Genomic DNA, 18,950 nt, shown 5'->3' on the forward strand with positions numbered 1-18,950 from the left:
GGACTCAGATGTCCAGGAACCTGACGTCCTTGGCGTTGCGCTGGATGAACGACCGCCGCGCCTCCACGTCCTCACCCATCAGCACGCTGAACAGCTCGTCGGCGACCGCCGCGTCGTCCAGCGTCACCTGGCGCAGCGTGCGGGTGTCCGGGTTCATCGTCGTGTCCCAGAGCTCGTGGAAGTTCATCTCGCCGAGGCCCTTGAACCGCTGGATGTCGTCCGGCTTGGCGTTCGGCTTCTTCTGCTGACGCAGCGCGATCAGACCGTCCCGCTCGCGGTCGGAGTACGCGTACTGCGCGTCGTCGCCCCGCTTGTTCCACTTGATCTTGTAAAGCGGCGGCGACGCCAGGTAGACGTGCCCGTGCTCGACCAGCGGCCGCACGAAGCGGAACAGCAGGGTGAGCAGCAGCGTCTGGATGTGCTGGCCGTCGACGTCGGCGTCGGCCATCAGGATGATCTTGTGATACCGCAGCTTCGAGATGTCGAACTCGTCGTGGATGCCGGTGCCCATGGCCGTGATCAGCGCCTGGACCTCGTTGTTCTTCAGCACCCGGTCGATCCGGGCCTTCTCCACGTTGAGGATCTTGCCGCGGATCGGGAGGATCGCCTGGATACGGCTTTCCCGGCCGGACTTGGCCGAGCCGCCGGCCGAGTCACCCTCGACGATGAACAGCTCGGTCTCACGCGGGTCGGTCGACTGACAGTCGGCCAGCTTGCCGGGCATCGAGCCGGACTCCAGCAGCGACTTACGACGGGCCAGCTTACGGGCCTGCTGGGCGGCGATCCGGGCGCGAGCGGCCTGGTCGGCCTTGGTGATGATCAGCTTGGCGTCCGCCGGGTTGCGGTCGAACCAGTCGGCGAGCTGCTCGTTGGCCACCTTCTGCACGAAGCTCTTCATGTCGGTGTTGCCGAGCTTCGTCTTGGTCTGGCCCTCGAACTGCGGCTCGCGCAGGGTCACCGAGATGATCGCGGCCAGGCCCTCACGAATGTCCTCACCGGACAGTTTCTGGTCGCCCTTGAGGAACTTCTTCTCGATGCCGTACTTGTTGACGATCGTGGTCAGCGCCGCGCGGAAGCCCTCCTCGTGCGTGCCGCCCTCGTGCGTGTTGATCCGGTTGGCGAAGGTGTAGACCGACTCGCCGTACGACTCGTTCCACTGCATCGCGACCTCGACGCCCATGCCGGCGTCGTTGTCCTCGGCCTCGAACTGGATCACCGTCTTGTGGATGGCGCTCTTCGTGGCGTTGAGGTGCCGCACGAAGTCGGCGATGCCGTCCTCATACATGAAGGTGACCCGGCGGGGCTCACCGTTCTCGTCGGCCGCCTCGGCCCGCTCGTCGGTGTAGTTGATCGTCAGGGCGCGGTTGAGGAAGGCCATCTCCTGCAGCCGGCGGTAGATCGTCTGGTAGTCGAACTCGACGGTCTCGAAGATGTCCGGGTCCGGCCAGAACTGCACGGTCGAGCCGAGCTTGTCGGTCGGCTCGCCCTTCACCAGCTCGCCGGGGATGGAGTAGTCGTACTTCTGCCGCCACCAGAAGCCGTCCTTCTGGATCGCGACGGCCATCCTCGTCGAGAGCGCGTTGACCACGGAGACGCCGACGCCGTGCAGACCACCGGAGACCTTGTAGGCCTGGCCGTCGAACTTGCCACCCGCGTGCAGCACGGTCAGCGCGACCTCGACACCCGGCTTCTTCAGCGTCGGGTGCAGGTCGACCGGGAAACCACGGCCGTTGTCGGTGACCGAGACGCCACCGTCGGCGAGCAGGACCACGTCGATGGTGTCGCAGTATCCGGCGAGTGCCTCGTCGACCGCGTTGTCCACAACCTCCCAGACCAGGTGGTGCAGACCGCGCTCGCCGGTGGAGCCGATGTACATACCGGGACGCTTGCGGACCGCTTCCAGGCCTTCGAGCACGGTGATAGAGCCGGCACCGTATTCCTGCTGATTCTCTGACACCCTCGGCCACTTTCTCGCGCCGGGCCGGGAGGCCCCGCAACGGGGTTGGCGGGCTCGCCGACGGCGGCACGCGCGCACGGGGGACCAGAGATGACACCGCAGAAAGACAGCGGACCACCGGTGGAACCGTGCGCGCCGGTCGCCGCGGACGGCCCGCGGATCGTGATCGGCTGGAAAAACCGCATAGCGTGACGATGTAGGTCGGCGCAGTAGCCGACTCGACCGTCAAGCACAGTTTTCCCGGTCGCTGTCGATTCTACTCCGCCGGAACGAATCGGCGAGGGTCCGGCACCCCTTCCGGGTGCCTGAGACTGCCGTAGCGCGACTTGAGGCGCTACCCACGTAATCCCCTACACGGCACAGTCGCCCCACGCAATGGCAAACGATGCGGCAGTTCCCGCGGTCGGGCGCGCCTGCCGTGCCCGGCCCACACTCACTGCGACACTGCTCGACAACGTCCCGCGGCCGTGTCGTAACCTCGCCCGCGCGGGCCGGAGATGGCCGGGTGGTCGCAGGGCAGGTCGAGGAGGGGTGGCCCCAATGGCGCACGACAAGGGCCTGGACAACGTCGCGGTGCACTGGCCGCGGACGAACCAGTATTACGACCCGGTGGCTCCCGCCGAGTTCGTCGACTTCGGAGCGATCGCCGACCGGCCCGAGATCGCGGCGCCGACCGGGGCGCTCGCGCTGCACATCGCCAAGACCGGCACGGTGCGCGCCACGGCGTACACCGAATTGATCGATCTTCTGCTCGGTCTTGAAGGTGTGCTCTACGCCACCGAGGCCGCCGCCGAGGACGAGGACCCGGTCATCGACCCGGACGGCTGCGCGTGGATCGCCGGCGGCCTGGAGCGTTTCGTCGAGGGGCACGAGAAGTTCGGCGACCTGGTCACCTTCGACACGGTGACCGAGGTGCTGCGGACCGCGATCTCCGCCGGCCGGCTCGCCGAGCAGCAGTTGCGCTGGCTCGACCAGCGGCTCGCGGCGCTGCGCGACGACGCCGGCAACTCGCCGCACTGGAGCTTCGCACGCACCGAACTGGCGGTGCTCGCCGGTTTCTACCGCCGGTGCGCCGAGCGGGGCTTCGCGATCTTCGCCGACTACTAGGACCGGCGGATCAGCCAGGTCACCCCACCTGCGACGACGAGCAGGACGAAGACCGTCCCACCCCAGAAGACCGTCCGGGTACGGTCGCCGCCGCCGTGCCCGGCCGACAGCAGCTCGTTGCCGTCGCACGACCAGGTCTGGCCGCCACTCGCATACACCCGGTACTGGCCGCCCTCGACGAACTCATATCCACAGGACGCGCTGTCCTTCATCGTGACCAGCGTCACTGTGTCACCCGGCCGGCCCTTGAGCACCGACTCGACGGAGAACTCGACCTCCACCTCGCTGCCGAACCAGTCCGGGTCGACCTGGTCGGCCACCCCCACGAACGCCACCTCGGCCTGCTCGAGCGGGTCGAAGCCGGTCGCGCACGAACACGCCCAGGCCGGACGGGCGGCGACCGGGATCGGGGCCAGGACGAGCAGCAACAGGACCAGGACGCGGCGCAGATGCGGAGTCATGCCGGTCCGACGCGAGACATCGCGGATCGGTTTCAGCCGTACGTGTCTCGGGGCCCGCGCCCCTGCACCCGCCGCGGCCCGCGACTCCACGACGGCGCCGCCGGACCGTGAATGTTGAGCCTGTTCACGACGTTGTGGCCGACCTCGCCGGCGATCTTGCGAAGCAGGGTGGCGGTGAGCATCCGCAGCTGGGTGGCCCACGCGGTGGACTCGGCCTCCACGGTCAGCACCCCACCCTCCAGGCGCACCGGGCGGCTGTGCGCCGCGATGTCCGGCCCGACCACCTTCTCCCACGCCCCGAAGACCGTGGCCTCGGCCTTCGGTTTCTCCCAGCCACGGGCCTTGACCAGGCGTTCCAGCATCGCCCCGAACAACTGCGGATCACGAGGGTCCGGCCCCGGCCCGGAATAGCCGCGCAGCCGGCGACCACTGCCCTGACCGCTTCCGGCCCGGCGTTTCGGCGCCCGGGCGGCCGCCTCACGCCGCCGCGCCAGCGCGGCATCGAGCACGGCACGGGCGAGATCCGGCCCGGCCAGGTCCGCGTTATCCACAGGCTGTGGAGAAGCATCAGGCGGGGTACGGCCGGCGCCAGGCCCACCCGGTGGAGGCGAAACGACCTGAGCGCCCCGTGAAGCGCCTCGAAGCTCCCGGTCCTCATCCACCCCCGCCCAGAGATCCCCGAGGGCGTCAGCGAGCCGCTCAGGCGGCTGCTCCGGCAGGCGTGGCTCACCACCGGCCGACCGATCGCGATCAGCGTCAGGAAACACGGCTCACCGCTCCCGTCACGACGTCGAAGCGCGCGCCCCGCAGGCTCGCCGGCACATCCTCCGGAACCGCGCACGTCACCAGCAACTGTGCCGCGTCCGAGACCAGCCCGGCCAGTCGTTCCCGCCGCGACCCGTCCAGCTCGGCGAAGACGTCGTCGAGCACCAGCACCGGCTCAATGCCGTCCGAGCGCAGCAGGTCGTAGGCGGCCAGCCGCAGCGCCAGCGCGAACGACCAGCACTCGCCGTGACTCGCATACCCCTTGACCGGCAGGTCGCCGAGGCTCAGCGCGAGATCGTCACGATGCGGGCCGACCAGGGTCATGCCGCGCTCGATCTCCGCGACCCGCCGCTCCTGCAGCCGCTCCAGGATCGCCGCCTCCAGCGCCGGCCGGTCCGCCTGCAACGCCTCACCCAGCCGGGACGCGTACGCGATCGCCGCCGCACCCCGGCCCGGAGCCACCGCGTCGTACGCCTTCGTCAGGTGCGGGGCCAGCGCGGCCGCCAGCTCCAGACGCCCGGCCAGCAACTCGGCGCCGTGATGAGCGAGATGGTGATCCCAGACCGCCAGCGTCGACAGGTCCTGTCCACGGGTGCCGCCCACCTTGCGGTTCAGGTAGGCGTTGCGCAGCAGGGCGTTGCGCTGTTTCACCACCCGGTCGTAGTCGGCCCGCACCCCGGCGAACCGCGGCTGCCGGGCCACCAGCAGATCGTCCAGGTAACGCCGGCGCTCCGACGGGTCACCGCGGACCAGCTCCAGATCCTCCGGCGCGAACAGCACCATCCGCAGCGCGCCGAGCACCTCACGCGGGCGGCGCACCGGCGACCGGTTGAGCCGAGCCCGGTTCGCCCGGCCCGGCACGATCTCCAGCTCGACCAGCAGCTCCCGTCCCTCGTGGACGATCGCGCACCGGATCACCGCCGACGCGGCGCCGGCCCGGACCAGCGGCGCGTCGGTGGCCACCCGGTGACTGTCCAGAGTGGCCACATAGCCGAGCGCCTCGATCAGGTTGGTCTTGCCCATGCCGTTCTGGCCGACGAGCACGGACACGCCGGGATCGAGATCAACCGCCACCCGCTCATACGAACGGAAGTCGGTGAGCTCGACCCGGCGTACGTGCATGGATCAGCGCTTGACGGCGTGGCCACCGAACTGCTGGCGCAGCGCGGCGACCGCCTTCATGGCGGGCGAGTCGTCCTGGCGGGACTGGAAACGCGCGAACAGCGACGCCGCGATGACATGCGCCGGCACCGCCAGCCGCACGGCCTCGTCGACGGTCCAGCGGCCCTCGCCGGTGTCGTCGGCGTAACCCTTCAGCGCCTCCAGCTCCGGGTCCTCGTCGAGAGCCCGGTCCAGCAGGTCGAGCAGCCACGACTTGACGACGCTGCCCTCCCGCCAGCTCTTGATCACGGCCGGCACGTCGTGGATGTACTCCGACGCCTTGAGGATCTCGTAGCCCTCGGCATACGCGTGCATCAACCCGTACTCGATGCCGTTGTGCACCATCTTCGCGTAGTGGCCGGCGCCGTGCGTGCCGGCGTGCGCGAACCCGAACTCACCGGCCGGCTTGAGCGCCTCGAAGATCGGCTTGCAGTGCTCGACCTGCGCGGCATCGCCACCGACCATCAGCGCGTAGCCGTTCTTGATGCCCCACACGCCGCCGGAGACACCGACATCCAGGTAGTGGATGCCCTTGACGGCCAGGCGCTCGGCCCGCGGGGCGTCGTCGGTGAATTTCGAGTTGCCGCCGTCGATGATGATGTCGCCGGCCTCGAGGACCTCGGCGAGCTGGTTGATCGTGTCCTCGGTGATCTTGCCGGACGGCACCATGGTCCAGACGACCCGCGGCGCGGCCAGTTTCTCGGCCAGCTCGGCCAGGCTGGCAGCGTCGCTTACTTCCAGGTTCTGGTCGTATCCGACGACTTCGTGCCCCGCTGCACGCAGTCGTTCCCGCATGTTGCCACCCATGCGGCCGAGACCGATCAGGCCGAGTTGCATGGTGATCTCCCTAGATGAGCGATTGGTTCAAGCTCAGTATCAGCGAGTTACCCGGATCGGCATGATCAGATAGCGGTAACCCGGGATGATTTCTCCACTTTCGCCAGCGGGCGAGATCACAGCGGGCTTGAACGCGTCGACGAACGAGAGCATCGCCGTCGGAGCGCCCAGGTTCTGCAGACCATCGATCAGATACTGCGGATTGAAGCCGATCGTCAACGGCTCACCGGTGAACTCGGCCTCCATCGCCTCGCTGGCGCGCGCCTCCTCGGTGCCACCCGCCTCGACCACGAGACCGTCCTCGCTGAAGCTCAGCAGCACCGGAGTCGTGCGCTCGGCGACCAGCGCCACCCGTCGCACCACCTCGACCAGAGCCGACACGGCAACCCGCGCCTCGGCGTTGTGCGAAGCCGGGAAGAGCGAACGCACCGGCGGATAGTTCGCACCATCGAGCAGACGGCTCGTCGTCCGGCGAGCGCCACCCGCGAAACCGATCATGCCCTCGCCGGCGCTGCCCTGAGCGAGCGCCAGCGTCACCGCGCCACCGATCGGGCCGAGAGCCTTTGCCGTGTCGTTCAGCGTCTTCGCCGGGACCAGCGCGTTGAGGCTGATCTCCGGGTCCTCCGGGGTCCACTCGATCTCGCGCATCGCCAGCCGATACCGGTCGGTGGCCAGCAGCGCGATGCTCGAACCGTTCAGCTCCAGGCGCACACCGGTCATCATCGGCAGCGTCTCGTCCCGACCTGCGGCGATCGCGACCTGGGAAACCGCTGAGGCGAACGTGGCCGCGTCGATCGTGCCCGCGCTGGACGGCATCTCCGGCAGCGTCGGATAGTCCTCCACCGGCATCGTCGGCAGGGTGAAACGGGCACTGCCGCAGACCAGCTCGAGATGAGCGCCGACGGCGGCGATGTCCACCGGCTTGCCCGGCAGCGCCTTGGTGATCTCGGCGAGCAGGCGGCCGGAGACCAGGGCCGCGCCGTCCGCGTCGGCCTGCACCTCGACCGTCACCTGGCTGGAGACCTCGTAGTCGAAGCCGGACACCTGCAGGCGGCCGTCGGTGACCCGCAGCAGGACACCGGCGAGCACCGGCACCGAGGGCCGGCTGGGCAGGCTCTTGGCTGTCCACGCCACGGCGTCGGCGAGCGCGTCTCGCTCCACCCGGAACTTCATGCTGTCCTCCGCGATGCGTCCTCATACAGGGGGCATGGACCCCACTGAACTCTATGGCTCCCGCGCTGCCGTTGCGTGCCCGACCCCGGTCCGCCTTCTTACACCGACAAGACCTCGGGACCCCAACCCTGCTTCTCGGTGCCTCTTGAAGGCCGGCCCACTGCGAGCCGCGAGGCGCGGATCCACACCTTCCACAACGCTGATGATTGGTTTTTGTTTTCTTAGAAGAGATAACTAGTCGTCTTCATAGGTCCTGTGCATAGTGTGGAGAACCCGAGTTTTCCCTGGTCAACGAGTTATCCACCGGTGATTCACATGTGGGTAACCCGGGTACAACTAGGGCTCTGCGTCCACAGTTCCCGACGCGGGGAGCGTTGTCCACCGTCGTCCACAGGCTATCCACCGGTAATCCACTGGTTCTGTCCCCTGCGCTGTGGATTACGCAGGAACGCTACCGGCTCGTCGTCCCCAGATCCTTCAACAGGTAATCCACACCCGTCCACAGGCTGTGTGATCTTTTGTCACCCTCCGTGTCTGTCCACATCGATTTCCCCAGGGTTGGTCCACATCTGTGGACGAAGCTGTCGGGAGATTTCCACCGTCTGGGGATCCGCCCTGTGGATGCCTGTGGATAGGTGTGGACAACGTTGGCACGAAACTGTCACGTCGCGACGTTGACAAACGGGCATTGAGGTCCCTTGAAGTACGGCATAGACGGATCCCGATACTCCTCAGATCCGTGGATGATCTGGGTATAACCTGTGGACAACCCCGTGCAGAACCGGTGGACAACTCCGAAAACCGCATGTTTCTGCAGCTCAGGGTGCATTCACTCGTTCGTGAATTGCCTGTGGGAAACCGGTCCAGCCGTCGAAGCTCGTCCCTGCGGTGGCCATTCCCCTCGGGCGCCATCCGGGCCGGCGATGAACTGCGGGCTGTGGATTGTGGAAAACCCGCGCCGGGTCACTGTTTTCCCAGCACTCCGGCTTTCGAGCACACCCATCGGGTACGGGCAGGGCCCGTTGAGCCTTTCCACAACTCCCGAGCCTGTCGGCGCGATCACTTGCCCGATCCCGGCCGAAACGCGGCTGCCGGGCTGAGGCCGTCGGTCACCGATGCTGCGCTCCCGCCCACACCGCTCGCCGAAGTCACGACGGCCCGCGCGCCGACGTGCCGCTCACGGACGCGGCGGCCTCGCCGAACGCCTCCGCTCCGAACGCCTCCGCTCCGAACGCCTCCGCTCCGAACGCCTCCGCTCCGAACGCCTCCGCTCCGAACGCCTCCGGGAGCTGACGCCTTCGCTCCGGACGTCTCCGGGAGCTGACGCCTCCAGGCGGACGCCTCCGGGAGTGGACGCCTCCGGGAGCGGGCGCGGCGGTCACGTGGATGCGGCGGCGTCCCGGCCACCCGTGGCTGCCGCGATCGAACGGTGAAGTGACGGTGAGTGGGCAGCAGCCCGGCGGCTGCGGGGGACCGGGACCACGCAGCCACGGTGACAGCGCGAGGTGAGAGCGATGTGGTGCGGTTGAGAGCGCCTCACCCGTACCACCTCAGGTGTTTTGTTTGATCCTGTTGGTGAGCTCGGCGATCTGGTTGTAGAGCGACCGCCGCTCCGCCATGTGTTGGCGGATCTTGCGGTCGGCGTGCATGACCGTGGTGTGGTCGCGGCCGCCGAAGGCCTGGCCGATGCGCGGCAGGGAGAGGTCGGTGAGTTCGCGGCACAGGTACATCGCGACCTGGCGTGCGTTGACCAGGACCCGGCTGCGGGAGTGCCCGCGCAGATCTTCGAGGCTGACGCCGAAGTAATCCGCGGTGGAGACCATGATCTGGTCGGCGGTGATCTCCGGGCCGGCGCCGTCGGGCATGAAGTCCCTCAGCACCTCCTCGGCGAGCGACAGCTGCACCGGCGAGCGGGTGAGGCTCGCGAACGCGGTGACCCGGATCAGGGCGCCTTCGAGTTCGCGGATCGAGTTGGAGACTCGCGACGCAATGAATTCGAGCACGTCGTCGGGGGCGTACATCCGCTCCTGGGCGGCCTTCTTCTGGAGGATCGCGATACGCGTCTCCAGGTCGGGCGGCTGGATGTCGGCGAGCAGGCCCCACTCGAAGCGGGTCCGCATCCGGTCCTCGAGCGTCGCCAACTGCCGCGGGGAGCGGTCCGAGCTGATCACGATCTGCTTGTTGGCGTTGTGCAGCGTGTTGAAGGTGTGGAAGAACTCCTCCTGCGTCCGCTCGCGGTTCTCCAGGAACTGGATGTCGTCGATCAGCAGGATGTCGACGTCGCGGTAGCGGCGCTGGAACGCCTGCGTCTTGTCGTCGCGCAGGCTGTTGATGAAATCGTTGGTGAACTCCTCGGTCGACACGTAGCGCACCGAACGGGCGTGCCCCAGGGTGGTGGCGTAATGCCCGATCGCGTGCAGGAGGTGGGTCTTGCCCAGCCCGGAGCTGCCGTAGATGAAGAGCGGGTTGTACGCCTTCGCCGGGGACTCGGCGACCGCCACCGACGCGGCGTGCGCGAAACGGTTGGACGAGCCGATGACGAACGTCTCGAACATGTACTTCGGGTTGAGCCGGTTGCCGTCCTGTCCGCCGGGCCGCGGGGACGTGCCCGGGCCGCGCAGGTCGATCGGCGGGCGCCCGGGGCCGTTGTCGCCGGCTCGCACGGGCATCTCGTCGCGCCGGTCCGGGCCGGGCATCGGCCGCTCGTCCGGATGCCGCCGGTTGTCGCGCAGCTGGGCCGCGTCGGCTGCCATCCGGTGCGCGACGGCGTCGTTCGGCGTTTCCTGCTCGGCCGGGCGTGTCGCGGGCGACCGATTCACCGGGGTCTGCGGGACCTGCTGCGGCATCGGGTCGGCGAAGAGCGCCTCCTGGCCGTCGCGGGCGGTCGGCACCTGCCGCGTGTACGGCGCCTGCGGTGCCGAATGCTGCGCGGAGCCGGTCGGGTAAGGCTCGGGCGCGTGCTCGGCCGGACCGAAGGCGGCCTGCTGGTACGGCGGCTCGGGCATCCGCTGCGGCCCGGAGTAACCGGGCAGCTCGGGCTGGTAGGGACCGGGCTCGGCATAGTGCCGCGGCTGGGGCTCCACGATCGGCGGCGCCTGCTCGGCCGGCGTGCCGTAGACGGTGCCGGGCATCCCCGAGCCGTCCTCCGGGGGCCGGACCGTGACCGCCACCTGAATGGGCCGGTTCAGCCGTTTCGTCAGAGCCTCGGTGATCGCCGGGCGCAGCCGGGACTCGATGATGTCCCGCGTGTACGTGTCCGGAACCGATAGGAGAGCGGTGTCCTCGACGATGGCCCGCAGGCGGGTGAACTGAAGATAGGCGCGCTGCTGCCGTGACGCGATCTCGTCGGACAACTCGTCCAACGTGTCACGCCACAACGTGCCCAGGTCGACCTGATCGGCCACCGCCGCGCCACCCCCATCGCCACCGACCCCCGGTGGGCCTTGTCCGGCCTTTCGCCTGTGCCTGTCGGCTCCCCCGAACCCAGCACAGTTAACGTGCTGAACACGCACGGCGCCAACCGGCTATCCACAGGTTATCCACAACCCGTGGCGGTGCCGGTGGCCGCTCCCGGCCGGACGGTCGGCAGATTTACCGGAGCCTGTGGTGGCGCGGGCGGTAAACAGGCTCACCGTGGCGAACGATCCACCTGCTTGTCCGGTTTTGGCCGCCGCCCCGCGGTCTGCGAACGGCCGGTAAGACCAGCAACCGCGCACGCTAACAGCGGCGAGAGGTCGACTACAACCGCCGTCCGGACCATCCCCTGCCCAGAGCTAAGAAAAGATTCACTTTGTGCGTGGAAAGACCTGGTCGGCCGAGGGTGGCCAGCCATGTCGGCGTGCCGACCCAGGATATGGTTGACCGTCCCAGGGGGCCTGCGTAGGGTTGGGCGGTTGCTCCGCCGCGCTCTGCTAAAGTGGCGTCTTGCAGCGCATGATGCCCCCAGAGTCGTAGTACGAAGACGGAGTTTTGACGTGAGCAAGCGCACCTACCAGCCGAACAACCGCCGGCGTGCCAAGACCCACGGCTTCCGGCTGCGCATGCGCACCCGTGCCGGCCGCGCCATCCTGTCGGCCCGCCGGGCCAAGGGCCGCGGCGAGCTGTCGGCCTGAGCCGACCGCTAGTCCGGTCGGAATGCCCAGGTAGTCGTGCTGGCCGCGGCGCAACGACTGCGGCGTAGCGCGGACTTCGCCGCAGCGATTCGCGGTGGCCGTCGAGCCGGCCGCGAAACCCTGGTCGTCCACCTGCTTGTTGACGAGCCGGCGTTCGCCTCCACGGCGCGCGCCGGCTTTGTCGTATCCAAAGCGGTGGGCAACTCGGTCGTCCGCAACCGGGTCCAGCGGCGCCTCCGGCACCTGGTCCGGCCACTGCTCGACGATCTACCGGCAGGAGCGACAGTGGTGGTTCGAGCACTGCCGCCCGCGGCTGCGGCCACCTACGAGACTTTGGCCACCGACCTCACGGGCGCGCTCGCGTCCGCTCGCAGACCTCGGCGGCCGCGATGAGCCTGGCTGCCCGGCTCCTGACGGCTGTGGTCGTCGCGTACCGTCGATACTTGAGTCCGGCGCTGCCGGCACGCTGTCGGTTCTACCCCTCGTGCAGTGCCTACGCCCAGGAAGCCCTGGCGCGGCACGGCGCCCTGCGGGGGACGGGCCTGGCGATCTGGCGGCTCCTACGATGCCATCCCTTCCACCCTGGCGGGTATGACCCGGTGCCTGACCCGATCCGTCACCGTCCTGCCGATGTGACTGGAGCTTAGATTGAGTCTCGACCCGATCTACTACGCCATCTCGTGGATTCTTCTGCGCTGGCATTCCCTGTGGGATGCGATCGGCATACCCGACGAGCGTGTCCTCGGTACCACCTGGGCCTGGATTCTCGCGATCTTCTTCCTCGTGGTGACTCTGCGGGTCATTCTCTTCCCCGTCTTCGTCAAGCAGATCAAGAGCCAGCGGGCGATGCAGGCGCTGCAGCCCAAGGTGAAGGCGCTGCAGGAGAAGCACAAGGGTGACCGGGAGACGCTCCAGAAAGAGATGATGGAGCTGTACCGGACGGAGAAGGCGAACCCGTTGATGGGCTGCCTTCCGATGTTCCTGCAGATCCCGGTCTTCTTCGGCCTCTTCCACGTGCTTCAGCACCTGAAGCCGGGCCTGTCCGACGAGAGCAAGCAGCTGTACGGCTGGCCGCTCGAGCAGTTCAACAGCGCCATCGACGCGCACCTGTTCAACGTCCCGATCAGCGCCAAGTTCGGCTCCACCTCCGCCGAGCTGGCCGCCCTCGGCGCCGACGGCACCACCGTGAAGATCCTGGCTGCGGTCCTGGTCCTCGTCATGATGGCGACCACGTTCCTCACCCAGCGCCAGATGATCCTCAAGACCGGCTGGGCCGAGGACCCGCAGCAGCTGATGATCCAGCGGCTGATGCTCTACGGCATCCCGTTCACCCTGCTGTTCTCCGGCGCGCTGTTCCCGATCGGTGTGGTCATCTACTGGGTGACGAACAACCTGTTCACCCTGGCTCAGCAGCAGTGGGTGCTGCGTAAGTTCCCGCCGCCGCAGATGGCCAACAAGGGCGGCGCCGGTGCCCGCCCGGCCGCCGGCACCAAGGTTTCGGGTGGCCCGAAGAGCCCGGTGCAGCCCGCTCGTACCGGTGGCCTGTTCGGCCGCAAGTCCGAGCCCGAGCAGGTGAGCCCGGTCGTCGACACGAAGGCCCTCGCACCCAAGCCGGGCGCCAAACCGGTGAATCCCAAGAAGGGCGCCCGACCGGCGAACAAACCCAAGGGATGATCGCGGCTCGGGCGTTCTCGGGCGCCCGAGCGCTCTCCCTCGGTTTTCAGTGACCTCCCCGCGTTTCACGACGCGGGAAACAGCGGACCGACTTAGGTCCGGCCCGAACACAACGGAGATGAGACCGTGACCGACACCAGCACTCCCCCTTCCGCCGACTCGTCAGCCTCCGCTGTCGAGCCGGCTGCCACCGATTCGGCCGTCACCGCCGAAGAGGGCAAGAAGTCGGAGAGCGTCGCCTCGGACGGCGACCTGTTCCGCCAGAGCGAGATCGCCGCGGACTACGTCGAGGGCCTGCTGGACATCCTCGACTACGACGGCGACATCGACGAGCTCGTCTCCGCGGGCCGGCCCATGGTCGAGGTCGTCGGCGGCCGTCTCCAGCCGCTCGTCGGCCAGCGTGGCGCCACCCTGGAGGCACTCCAGGAGCTCACCCGGCTCGCGATCTTCCGGGCCACCGGATCGCCGAGCCGGCTGCTGCTCGACATCGGCGGCTACCGGGCCGCCCGCCGCAAGGAACTTGCCGCGGTCGCCCGCAACGCGGTCGAGAAGGTCAAGGAACACGGCGATGCGGTACGCCTGGAGCCGATGTCGGCGTTCGAGCGCAAGTGCGTGCACGACGTCGTCAACGCGATCCCGGGTGTGCAGAGCGAGTCGGAGGGCGTCGAGCCCAACCGGCGCATCGTGGTGCGTGCGGCGGACTGATCGTGACGGATACCCGCTACGGCGCGGGTGACTCCGGCCCGGGCGATGTGATGCCCGGGCCGTCGTCTTTCCCCGCCTCCTCCGCTGAAGGTCCTGCCGTGGATCCTGCTTCGCCAGCCGACGCCGGTGTGGTTCCCGCCTCGCCCGCCGTTGCCGCTTCGGTTTTCGGGGCGCGGCTCGGGATTGCCGAGCAGTATGCCGGGCTTCTCGCTACCGAAGGTGTCGTTCGCGGGCTGATCGGGCCCCGCGAGACGCCGCGCCTCTGGGACCGGCATCTGGTCAACTGCGGCGTGATGGCCGAGATGATTCCGGCCGGCGCCAGCGTCGTCGACGTCGGTTCCGGTGCCGGGCTGCCCGGTCTCGTGCTGGCGATCGCACGGCCGGATCTCGCGGTCACCCTGGTCGAACCTCTTGCCCGGCGTACCTCGTTCCTCGAGGAGGCCGTCTTCGTTCTCGGGTTGGACAACGTGACCGTCCTCCGTGGGCGGGCCGAAGAGGTCGTCGATCAGCTGCCCGGAGCCGACGTGGTCACCGCGCGTGCGGTGGCGGCGCTGGACAAGCTTGCCGGGTGGTGCCTGCCGCTGGCCGCGGTCGGGGGCCGGCTTCTCGCCATGAAGGGTTCGTCGGCTGCGGAGGAGATCGCTGAGCATGCGGCTGCGGTCGAGGCGCTCGGTGGTGGGGCGGCGGAGATTCGGCTGTGCGGTGACGGGCTGATCGATCCGCCCACCACCGTTGTGGAGATCGTCAAAGAACGGCATGTGTTGCCGGGGCGTCAGCGAGGCGGTTCGGGTGCGGCCCGTGGGGCTTCACGGTCTTCCCGTTCCGCTGGTACGGGCAATCGCGGCGGCGGGCGAGGCCGGTCACGTCGCGGGTGATCGGGGTGGTTCGGGGCCGCTTGGCGGGGTTTCGGCGTCGCCGACCCCTCGCGTCGCTGTTTTCTGGGGTTGCTTTCTCTCGACGGCCTCTGACTCTTGGAGCTTTGCGTAGGCCTGAGGGCTTCAGAGACTCGTTCCGGGTCTTCGGGTGCCTCGGTGCCTGGGCTCCTGTCCGTTGAGTGCTCAACGTGAGGCTCAGCGGCTTGGCGGCGGCCGTGCTTCGGTCGTACCCCCCTCCGTGGTGTTGATTTTGAGGAGCGAAGCGATCCGTGGGGGTGAGAGCGTGCGAGGGCGGCACGCTTGTGCGCGGCGTCATGGTGTGTTTGGGGCGTTGTTGGAAGACGATGGAGCGACAATGTGCTCGCTTCATCGGACAGACGACCATGGCGACACATGCCCGACACCCGTAGGCTGGCCGGATGTCGATAGTGTGGACCGGATCTCCCCTGCCGGAGCCACGTTCTGCCGGCCAACCCCTTCCTAGCCATCAGGGATGAAGCGGTGCATGAGTACGGTGTTTCACGTGAAACCGAGTCGCCTCTCGACAGGCCGTCGGGAGTGAGCGTCGGCGGGCCGCACGCGGGCGATGTTCCACAGCCCCGACCGGGTGGATTCGGCCCCCCATCCGCGTACGAGTACGGCACGCCGATGCCCCATCAGAGTGCCGCTACGGCTTCGTCCTCAGGGCTTCCGGTCGCTCCGTCCTCGGGTGTGCCGGTGGCTCCTTCTTCAGGGGTGCCGGTTCAGTCGACCGAGCATGTTTCACGTGAAACGCCAGCGGCGGATGAGGACGATCCGCCCCTTGCTATGGAAGCGTTGCGAGCTGTGCAGATCCTCAACCCGAGCGGCGAGATCATCATGCCGCGCCCAGACCACCCGCGGGTGATTTGCGTCGCCAACCAGAAGGGCGGCGTCGGGAAGACGACCACGACGGTCAACCTGGCTGTGGCGCTCGCGCTTCACGGCAACCGTGTGCTGGTGGTTGACCTGGACCCGCAGGGAAATGCGTCCACCGGTCTCAACGTGCCCCACCACGCCGGCGTGCCCGACGTCTATGACTGCCTCATCGACAACGTGCCGCTGGCTGAGGTTGCGCAGCCGGTCGAGGGCATCCCCAACCTCTTCTGCGTGCCGGCCACGATCGATCTGGCCGGCGCCGAGATCGAACTCGTCTCGGTCGTTGCTCGTGAATCCCGCCTGGCGCGGGCCATCGCGGGTCATCCCGAGAAGTTCGACTATGTCTTCATCGACTGCCCACCCTCGTTGGGCCTGCTGACCGTCAACGCCCTGTGCGCGGCGCAGGAGGTGTTGATCCCGATTCAGTGCGAGTACTACGCGCTGGAAGGTCTCAATCAGCTGATCAACAACATCAACCTGGTGCGTCAGCACCTCAATCCCACCCTCGATGTCTCTACGATCTTGCTAACGATGTACGACCGGCGTACGCGGCTGGCAGATGCGGTGGAACAGGACGTGCGGAATCACTTCGGTGCAAAGGTGCTGAACGCGGTGATCCCCCGAAACGTGCGTGTATCGGAGGCTCCGAGCTACGGCCAGTCGGTGATGACCTACGATCCGGGTTCACGAGGAGCCACCAGCTACTTCGAGGCTGCTCTGGAACTCGCCGTTCGCGGGGTCAATACAGGAGGCACGGCATGAAGAACCGGCGGGGTGGCTTGGGCCGCGGCCTGGGCGCACTGATCCCGACGGCGCCCGCCGGCGATACGGCAGCAGCTCCGGTCGAAGTGCTGCCGGATCCGATCACCGAACCGTCGGCACCGTCGGCACCGGCCCCCGTGCCCGCGCAGTCCGTCGTTGCCGCGCCCCCAGTGCCGGAGACTCCCGCTGTGCCGGCGGAGCCCGATCTGGCCCCGGTCCCGGGCGCCCGCTTCGCCGAGCTGCCGGTCTCCGTGATCGAGCCGAACGCCAAACAGCCGCGGCACGTCTTCGACGAAGAGGCGCTGGAAGAGCTCAAGACCTCGATCCAGGAGGTGGGTTTCCTCCAGCCGATCGTCGTTCGTGAACTCGGCGATGGCCGGTACGAACTGGTGATGGGCGAACGCCGGTGGCGCGCGGCCCAGGCGGTCGGTCGAGAGACGATTCCGGCGATTGTTCGGGACACCCCCGACGACGCGATGCTCCGGGATGCGCTGCTCGAGAACATTCACCGGGCCAACCTCAACCCGCTTGAAGAGGCGGCCGCGTATCAGCAGCTGCTTGAGGAGTTCGGGGCTACGCACGAGGAGCTGGCTCGGCGGATCGGGCGAAGCCGGCCGCAGATCTCCAACACGATCCGGCTGATGAACCTGCCGGCCGCGGTGCAGCGCCGGGTGGCCGCCGGGATTCTGTCGGCGGGGCATGCTCGGGCGCTGCTCGGGCTGGACAACAGTGCGGCTCAGGATGCTCTGGCTGAGCGGATCGTTCGGGAAGGGCTCTCGGTACGGGCTACCGAGGAGATTGTGCATCTCGCGACGTCGGAGGAGTCGACGGCCAAGAAGGCGGCGCCGACTCGGCGCGCCAAGGTGCACGCGCCGGCGCTGAACGATCTGGCGGAGCGGCTCTCGGATCGGTTCGACACCCGGGTGAAGGTCGACATCGGCCGGAACAAAGGGAAGATCACGATAGAGTTCGCGACCGTTGACGATCTTGAGCGGATCGTCAGCATGATCGGTGTTGAAGAAGAGGGTGCGGTCCGAGAGGGCGGCGCGGCTGAGGAGTAGACCTCCCAATTCCGGCAAGGGGTGCATGAGTGATCATGTGCCCCTTCCTCGTTTTCTCGAACAAGCGGGTATAGCTCACGTTTTGAAGCCGTGATCCGTGCCTGTGGCTTGATCTCGAAATCTCAGGAGAATCGTTCTGACAGAACCGGTCCGAGTCGGTTTCACTTCTCTTTCGGAGCCTTGCGTAGTCGACATCCTTGCTTCCGTAGTGGCCCGCCCCTGAGACCGTCGAACTTCTCAGTAAGCATCCACCGCGCCTGGTCCCTTTGCTCGCCGACGGCGTTGCACCTGTCGTTCAGGAGCCGGGTTACCTTCGCTCCGCGGCGTACTGGTCGGTCGGTGCCTACGTCGATCGTTCACTGGTTGGCGGTCTCGCTTCTTCATGTCCTCGGAGGCGCGAGCTCACGACCCATGCCGTGACGAGGATCCGGGGCCGTGAAGTTTCAGGGAGCGTGCCCGACAATCGGAACATCGCTGCGGACCCGCGTAGGGTTGGAAGTCGTCTGACTCTTCGGATGCATGAGCGAACATGCAGACGGCAACGGCGACAGACCTTTCTGTCGAACCGAGAGCGGCTCCATCGCCTCCGAACCTCACCCGGCCTACTTCGGGTACTACCGCAACGAGCATGCACATTCGCAGTTCAGGTTGAGGTGCTCCAGACTCGGGCGAGATCGAGACTCCGGCAGAAGATCGCGCTGTGGCTCCGGCGGCTTCACCCACTCCATGACCGCGTGCTGCGTTGCTGCCGATACTGCTAGCGCGACGTAGCAGGGTGACCCGAGCACGTTCGTATGGCGGGCCAGCGCGCCAACGGTGGCAGACCGCAACTATGGGAGCACCCCAGATCCGGCCGACAACACGCCACGATGACGTAGCGCGGCTGCTGCTCAGGTGTGGGGCGAAGTCAGCAAACTCTGTCGTGCGAAGAAGTACCTGAGGCACCAACAGCATTTCACCTCGGCGGTCGGCCGGAGCCGTTCCCGGAGTCGTGCGGTAGGCCGGCCTGATCCCCGACAGGTCGGCGTATCCAAGTGCCGAGTCTTGTCCCTGCCATGGCGGGCGTGATCATGGATGAGGCGTCTGCAGTCGAGATTGCTACCTTGCTCTGCTGAGAACGTGGAGGAATAGGACCTGTCTACAAGCCGGGTATCTGACGATCAAGGCGACCGCCTTTGATCATGGACGGGCGCGGCGGTGCCGTGCTGTTTCACGTGAAACCGGGTGGTGCGCTCGCCTGGACGCCTGCCGCGCTTCCACATGCCGATCACAACGCGACGAACCACGGCAGAAACATAGAGAGAGTTGTTCCAGCCGTTTGCCGATCACCTATTGCAAGGATCGGTATGGGAAGTCACCATCGCCGAGCCGAGCCGAGCCGAGCCGAGCCGAGCCGAGCCGAG

At 67.5% G+C, this 18,950-nt stretch carries 16 protein-coding genes; 9 read left to right on the plus strand and 7 right to left on the minus strand.

Annotation, left to right across the window (positions count from 1 at the left end):
* Positions 1 to 4: 4 nt before the first annotated feature.
* Positions 5 to 1,957 (minus strand): DNA topoisomerase (ATP-hydrolyzing) subunit B, encoded by a 1,953-nt coding sequence (gene gyrB / locus BM290_RS38045; RefSeq protein WP_093620803.1) that lies wholly within the window; start codon positions 1,955 to 1,957, stop codon positions 5 to 7.
* Positions 1,958 to 2,497: 540 nt separating this feature from the next.
* Between gyrB and BM290_RS38050 the strand changes: the two genes are divergently transcribed.
* Complete coding sequence (locus BM290_RS38050) at positions 2,498 to 3,064, plus strand: hypothetical protein (RefSeq protein ID WP_093620804.1); 567 nt, start codon at positions 2,498 to 2,500, stop codon at positions 3,062 to 3,064.
* On the opposite strand, the gene BM290_RS38055 is transcribed toward BM290_RS38050, so the two are convergent.
* The 6 genes from BM290_RS38055 to dnaA all read right to left on the minus strand — a co-directional run bounded on the left by BM290_RS38055 (position 3,061) and on the right by dnaA (position 10,865).
* Positions 3,061 to 3,525 carry a hypothetical protein gene (locus BM290_RS38055; protein WP_093620805.1) on the minus strand — a complete coding sequence of 155 codons (465 nt, stop codon included), beginning with the start codon at positions 3,523 to 3,525 and terminating at the stop codon, positions 3,061 to 3,063. The genes BM290_RS38050 and BM290_RS38055 overlap by 4 nt on opposite strands.
* Positions 3,526 to 3,557: 32 nt before the next feature.
* Positions 3,558 to 4,187, minus strand: a complete 630-nt coding sequence (locus BM290_RS38060; protein ID WP_373871114.1) for a DciA family protein — start codon at positions 4,185 to 4,187, stop codon at positions 3,558 to 3,560.
* A gap of 94 nt (positions 4,188 to 4,281) precedes the next feature.
* A complete protein-coding gene (gene recF / locus BM290_RS38065) occupies positions 4,282 to 5,412 on the minus strand; it encodes a DNA replication/repair protein RecF (RefSeq protein ID WP_093620807.1) in 1,131 nt (376 codons plus the stop codon).
* Between the two features lie 3 nt (positions 5,413 to 5,415).
* The gene (gene gnd / locus BM290_RS38070; RefSeq protein WP_093620808.1) at positions 5,416 to 6,288 is read right to left on the minus strand and encodes a phosphogluconate dehydrogenase (NAD(+)-dependent, decarboxylating); all 873 of its coding nucleotides are present in this window, start codon (positions 6,286 to 6,288) and stop codon (positions 5,416 to 5,418) included.
* 39 nt (positions 6,289 to 6,327) lie between these two features.
* Complete coding sequence (dnaN, locus tag BM290_RS38075; protein ID WP_093620809.1) at positions 6,328 to 7,461, minus strand: DNA polymerase III subunit beta; 1,134 nt, start codon at positions 7,459 to 7,461, stop codon at positions 6,328 to 6,330.
* 1,550 nt (positions 7,462 to 9,011) lie between these two features.
* Positions 9,012 to 10,865, minus strand: coding sequence for a chromosomal replication initiator protein DnaA (gene dnaA / locus BM290_RS38080; protein WP_093620810.1), 1,854 nt, complete (start codon positions 10,863 to 10,865; stop codon positions 9,012 to 9,014).
* A 570-nt stretch (positions 10,866 to 11,435) separates the two neighbouring features.
* Between dnaA and rpmH the strand changes: the two genes are divergently transcribed.
* From rpmH to BM290_RS38120, 8 genes are all read left to right on the plus strand, one after another.
* Positions 11,436 to 11,573 (plus strand): 50S ribosomal protein L34, encoded by a 138-nt coding sequence (rpmH, locus tag BM290_RS38085; RefSeq protein WP_093620811.1) that lies wholly within the window; start codon positions 11,436 to 11,438, stop codon positions 11,571 to 11,573.
* Between the two features lie 36 nt (positions 11,574 to 11,609).
* Entirely contained in the window at positions 11,610 to 11,966 is a 357-nt protein-coding gene (gene rnpA / locus BM290_RS38090; protein ID WP_093620812.1) for a ribonuclease P protein component, read from the plus strand.
* The gene (yidD, locus tag BM290_RS38095) at positions 11,963 to 12,220 is read left to right on the plus strand and encodes a membrane protein insertion efficiency factor YidD (protein ID WP_093620813.1); all 258 of its coding nucleotides are present in this window, start codon (positions 11,963 to 11,965) and stop codon (positions 12,218 to 12,220) included. Before rnpA ends, yidD begins: the two co-directional genes overlap by 4 nt.
* Before the next feature lies 1 nt (position 12,221).
* Positions 12,222 to 13,247 carry a membrane protein insertase YidC gene (gene yidC / locus BM290_RS38100; protein ID WP_093620814.1) on the plus strand — a complete coding sequence of 342 codons (1,026 nt, stop codon included), beginning with the start codon at positions 12,222 to 12,224 and terminating at the stop codon, positions 13,245 to 13,247.
* A gap of 126 nt (positions 13,248 to 13,373) precedes the next feature.
* On the plus strand, positions 13,374 to 13,952 hold the full coding sequence (locus BM290_RS38105) for a Jag family protein (protein WP_093620815.1): 579 nt from the start codon (positions 13,374 to 13,376) through the stop codon (positions 13,950 to 13,952).
* Positions 13,953 to 14,002: 50 nt separating this feature from the next.
* Positions 14,003 to 14,827 carry a 16S rRNA (guanine(527)-N(7))-methyltransferase RsmG gene (gene rsmG, locus BM290_RS38110; protein ID WP_093620833.1) on the plus strand — a complete coding sequence of 275 codons (825 nt, stop codon included), beginning with the start codon at positions 14,003 to 14,005 and terminating at the stop codon, positions 14,825 to 14,827.
* A 648-nt stretch (positions 14,828 to 15,475) separates the two neighbouring features.
* Complete coding sequence (locus BM290_RS38115; RefSeq protein ID WP_275413312.1) at positions 15,476 to 16,486, plus strand: ParA family protein; 1,011 nt, start codon at positions 15,476 to 15,478, stop codon at positions 16,484 to 16,486.
* Entirely contained in the window at positions 16,483 to 17,547 is a 1,065-nt protein-coding gene (locus tag BM290_RS38120) for a ParB/RepB/Spo0J family partition protein (RefSeq protein WP_093620817.1), read from the plus strand. Before BM290_RS38115 ends, BM290_RS38120 begins: the two co-directional genes overlap by 4 nt.
* Positions 17,548 to 18,950: the final 1,403 nt, after the last annotated feature.

The organism is Actinoplanes philippinensis, assembly GCF_900113015.1.
Lineage (GTDB): Bacteria > Actinomycetota > Actinomycetes > Mycobacteriales > Micromonosporaceae > Actinoplanes > Actinoplanes philippinensis.

Bases quoted from the DNA above. Each gene is read 5' to 3' on its own strand.
- gnd (WP_093620808.1), bottom strand. From the start codon at position 6,288: ATGCAACTCGGCCTGATCGGTCTCGGCCGCATGGGTGGCAACATGCGG.
- BM290_RS38050 (WP_093620804.1), top strand. From the start codon at position 2,498: ATGGCGCACGACAAGGGCCTGGACAACGTCGCGGTGCACTGGCCGCGG.
- BM290_RS38115 (WP_275413312.1), top strand. From the start codon at position 15,476: ATGCCCCATCAGAGTGCCGCTACGGCTTCGTCCTCAGGGCTTCCGGTC.
- BM290_RS38055 (WP_093620805.1), bottom strand. From the start codon at position 3,525: ATGACTCCGCATCTGCGCCGCGTCCTGGTCCTGTTGCTGCTCGTCCTG.
- BM290_RS38120 (WP_093620817.1), top strand. From the start codon at position 16,483: ATGAAGAACCGGCGGGGTGGCTTGGGCCGCGGCCTGGGCGCACTGATC.
- rsmG (WP_093620833.1), top strand. From the start codon at position 14,003: ATGCCCGGGCCGTCGTCTTTCCCCGCCTCCTCCGCTGAAGGTCCTGCC.
- recF (WP_093620807.1), bottom strand. From the start codon at position 5,412: ATGCACGTACGCCGGGTCGAGCTCACCGACTTCCGTTCGTATGAGCGG.
- yidD (WP_093620813.1), top strand. From the start codon at position 11,963: ATGAGCCTGGCTGCCCGGCTCCTGACGGCTGTGGTCGTCGCGTACCGT.
- dnaN (WP_093620809.1), bottom strand. From the start codon at position 7,461: ATGAAGTTCCGGGTGGAGCGAGACGCGCTCGCCGACGCCGTGGCGTGG.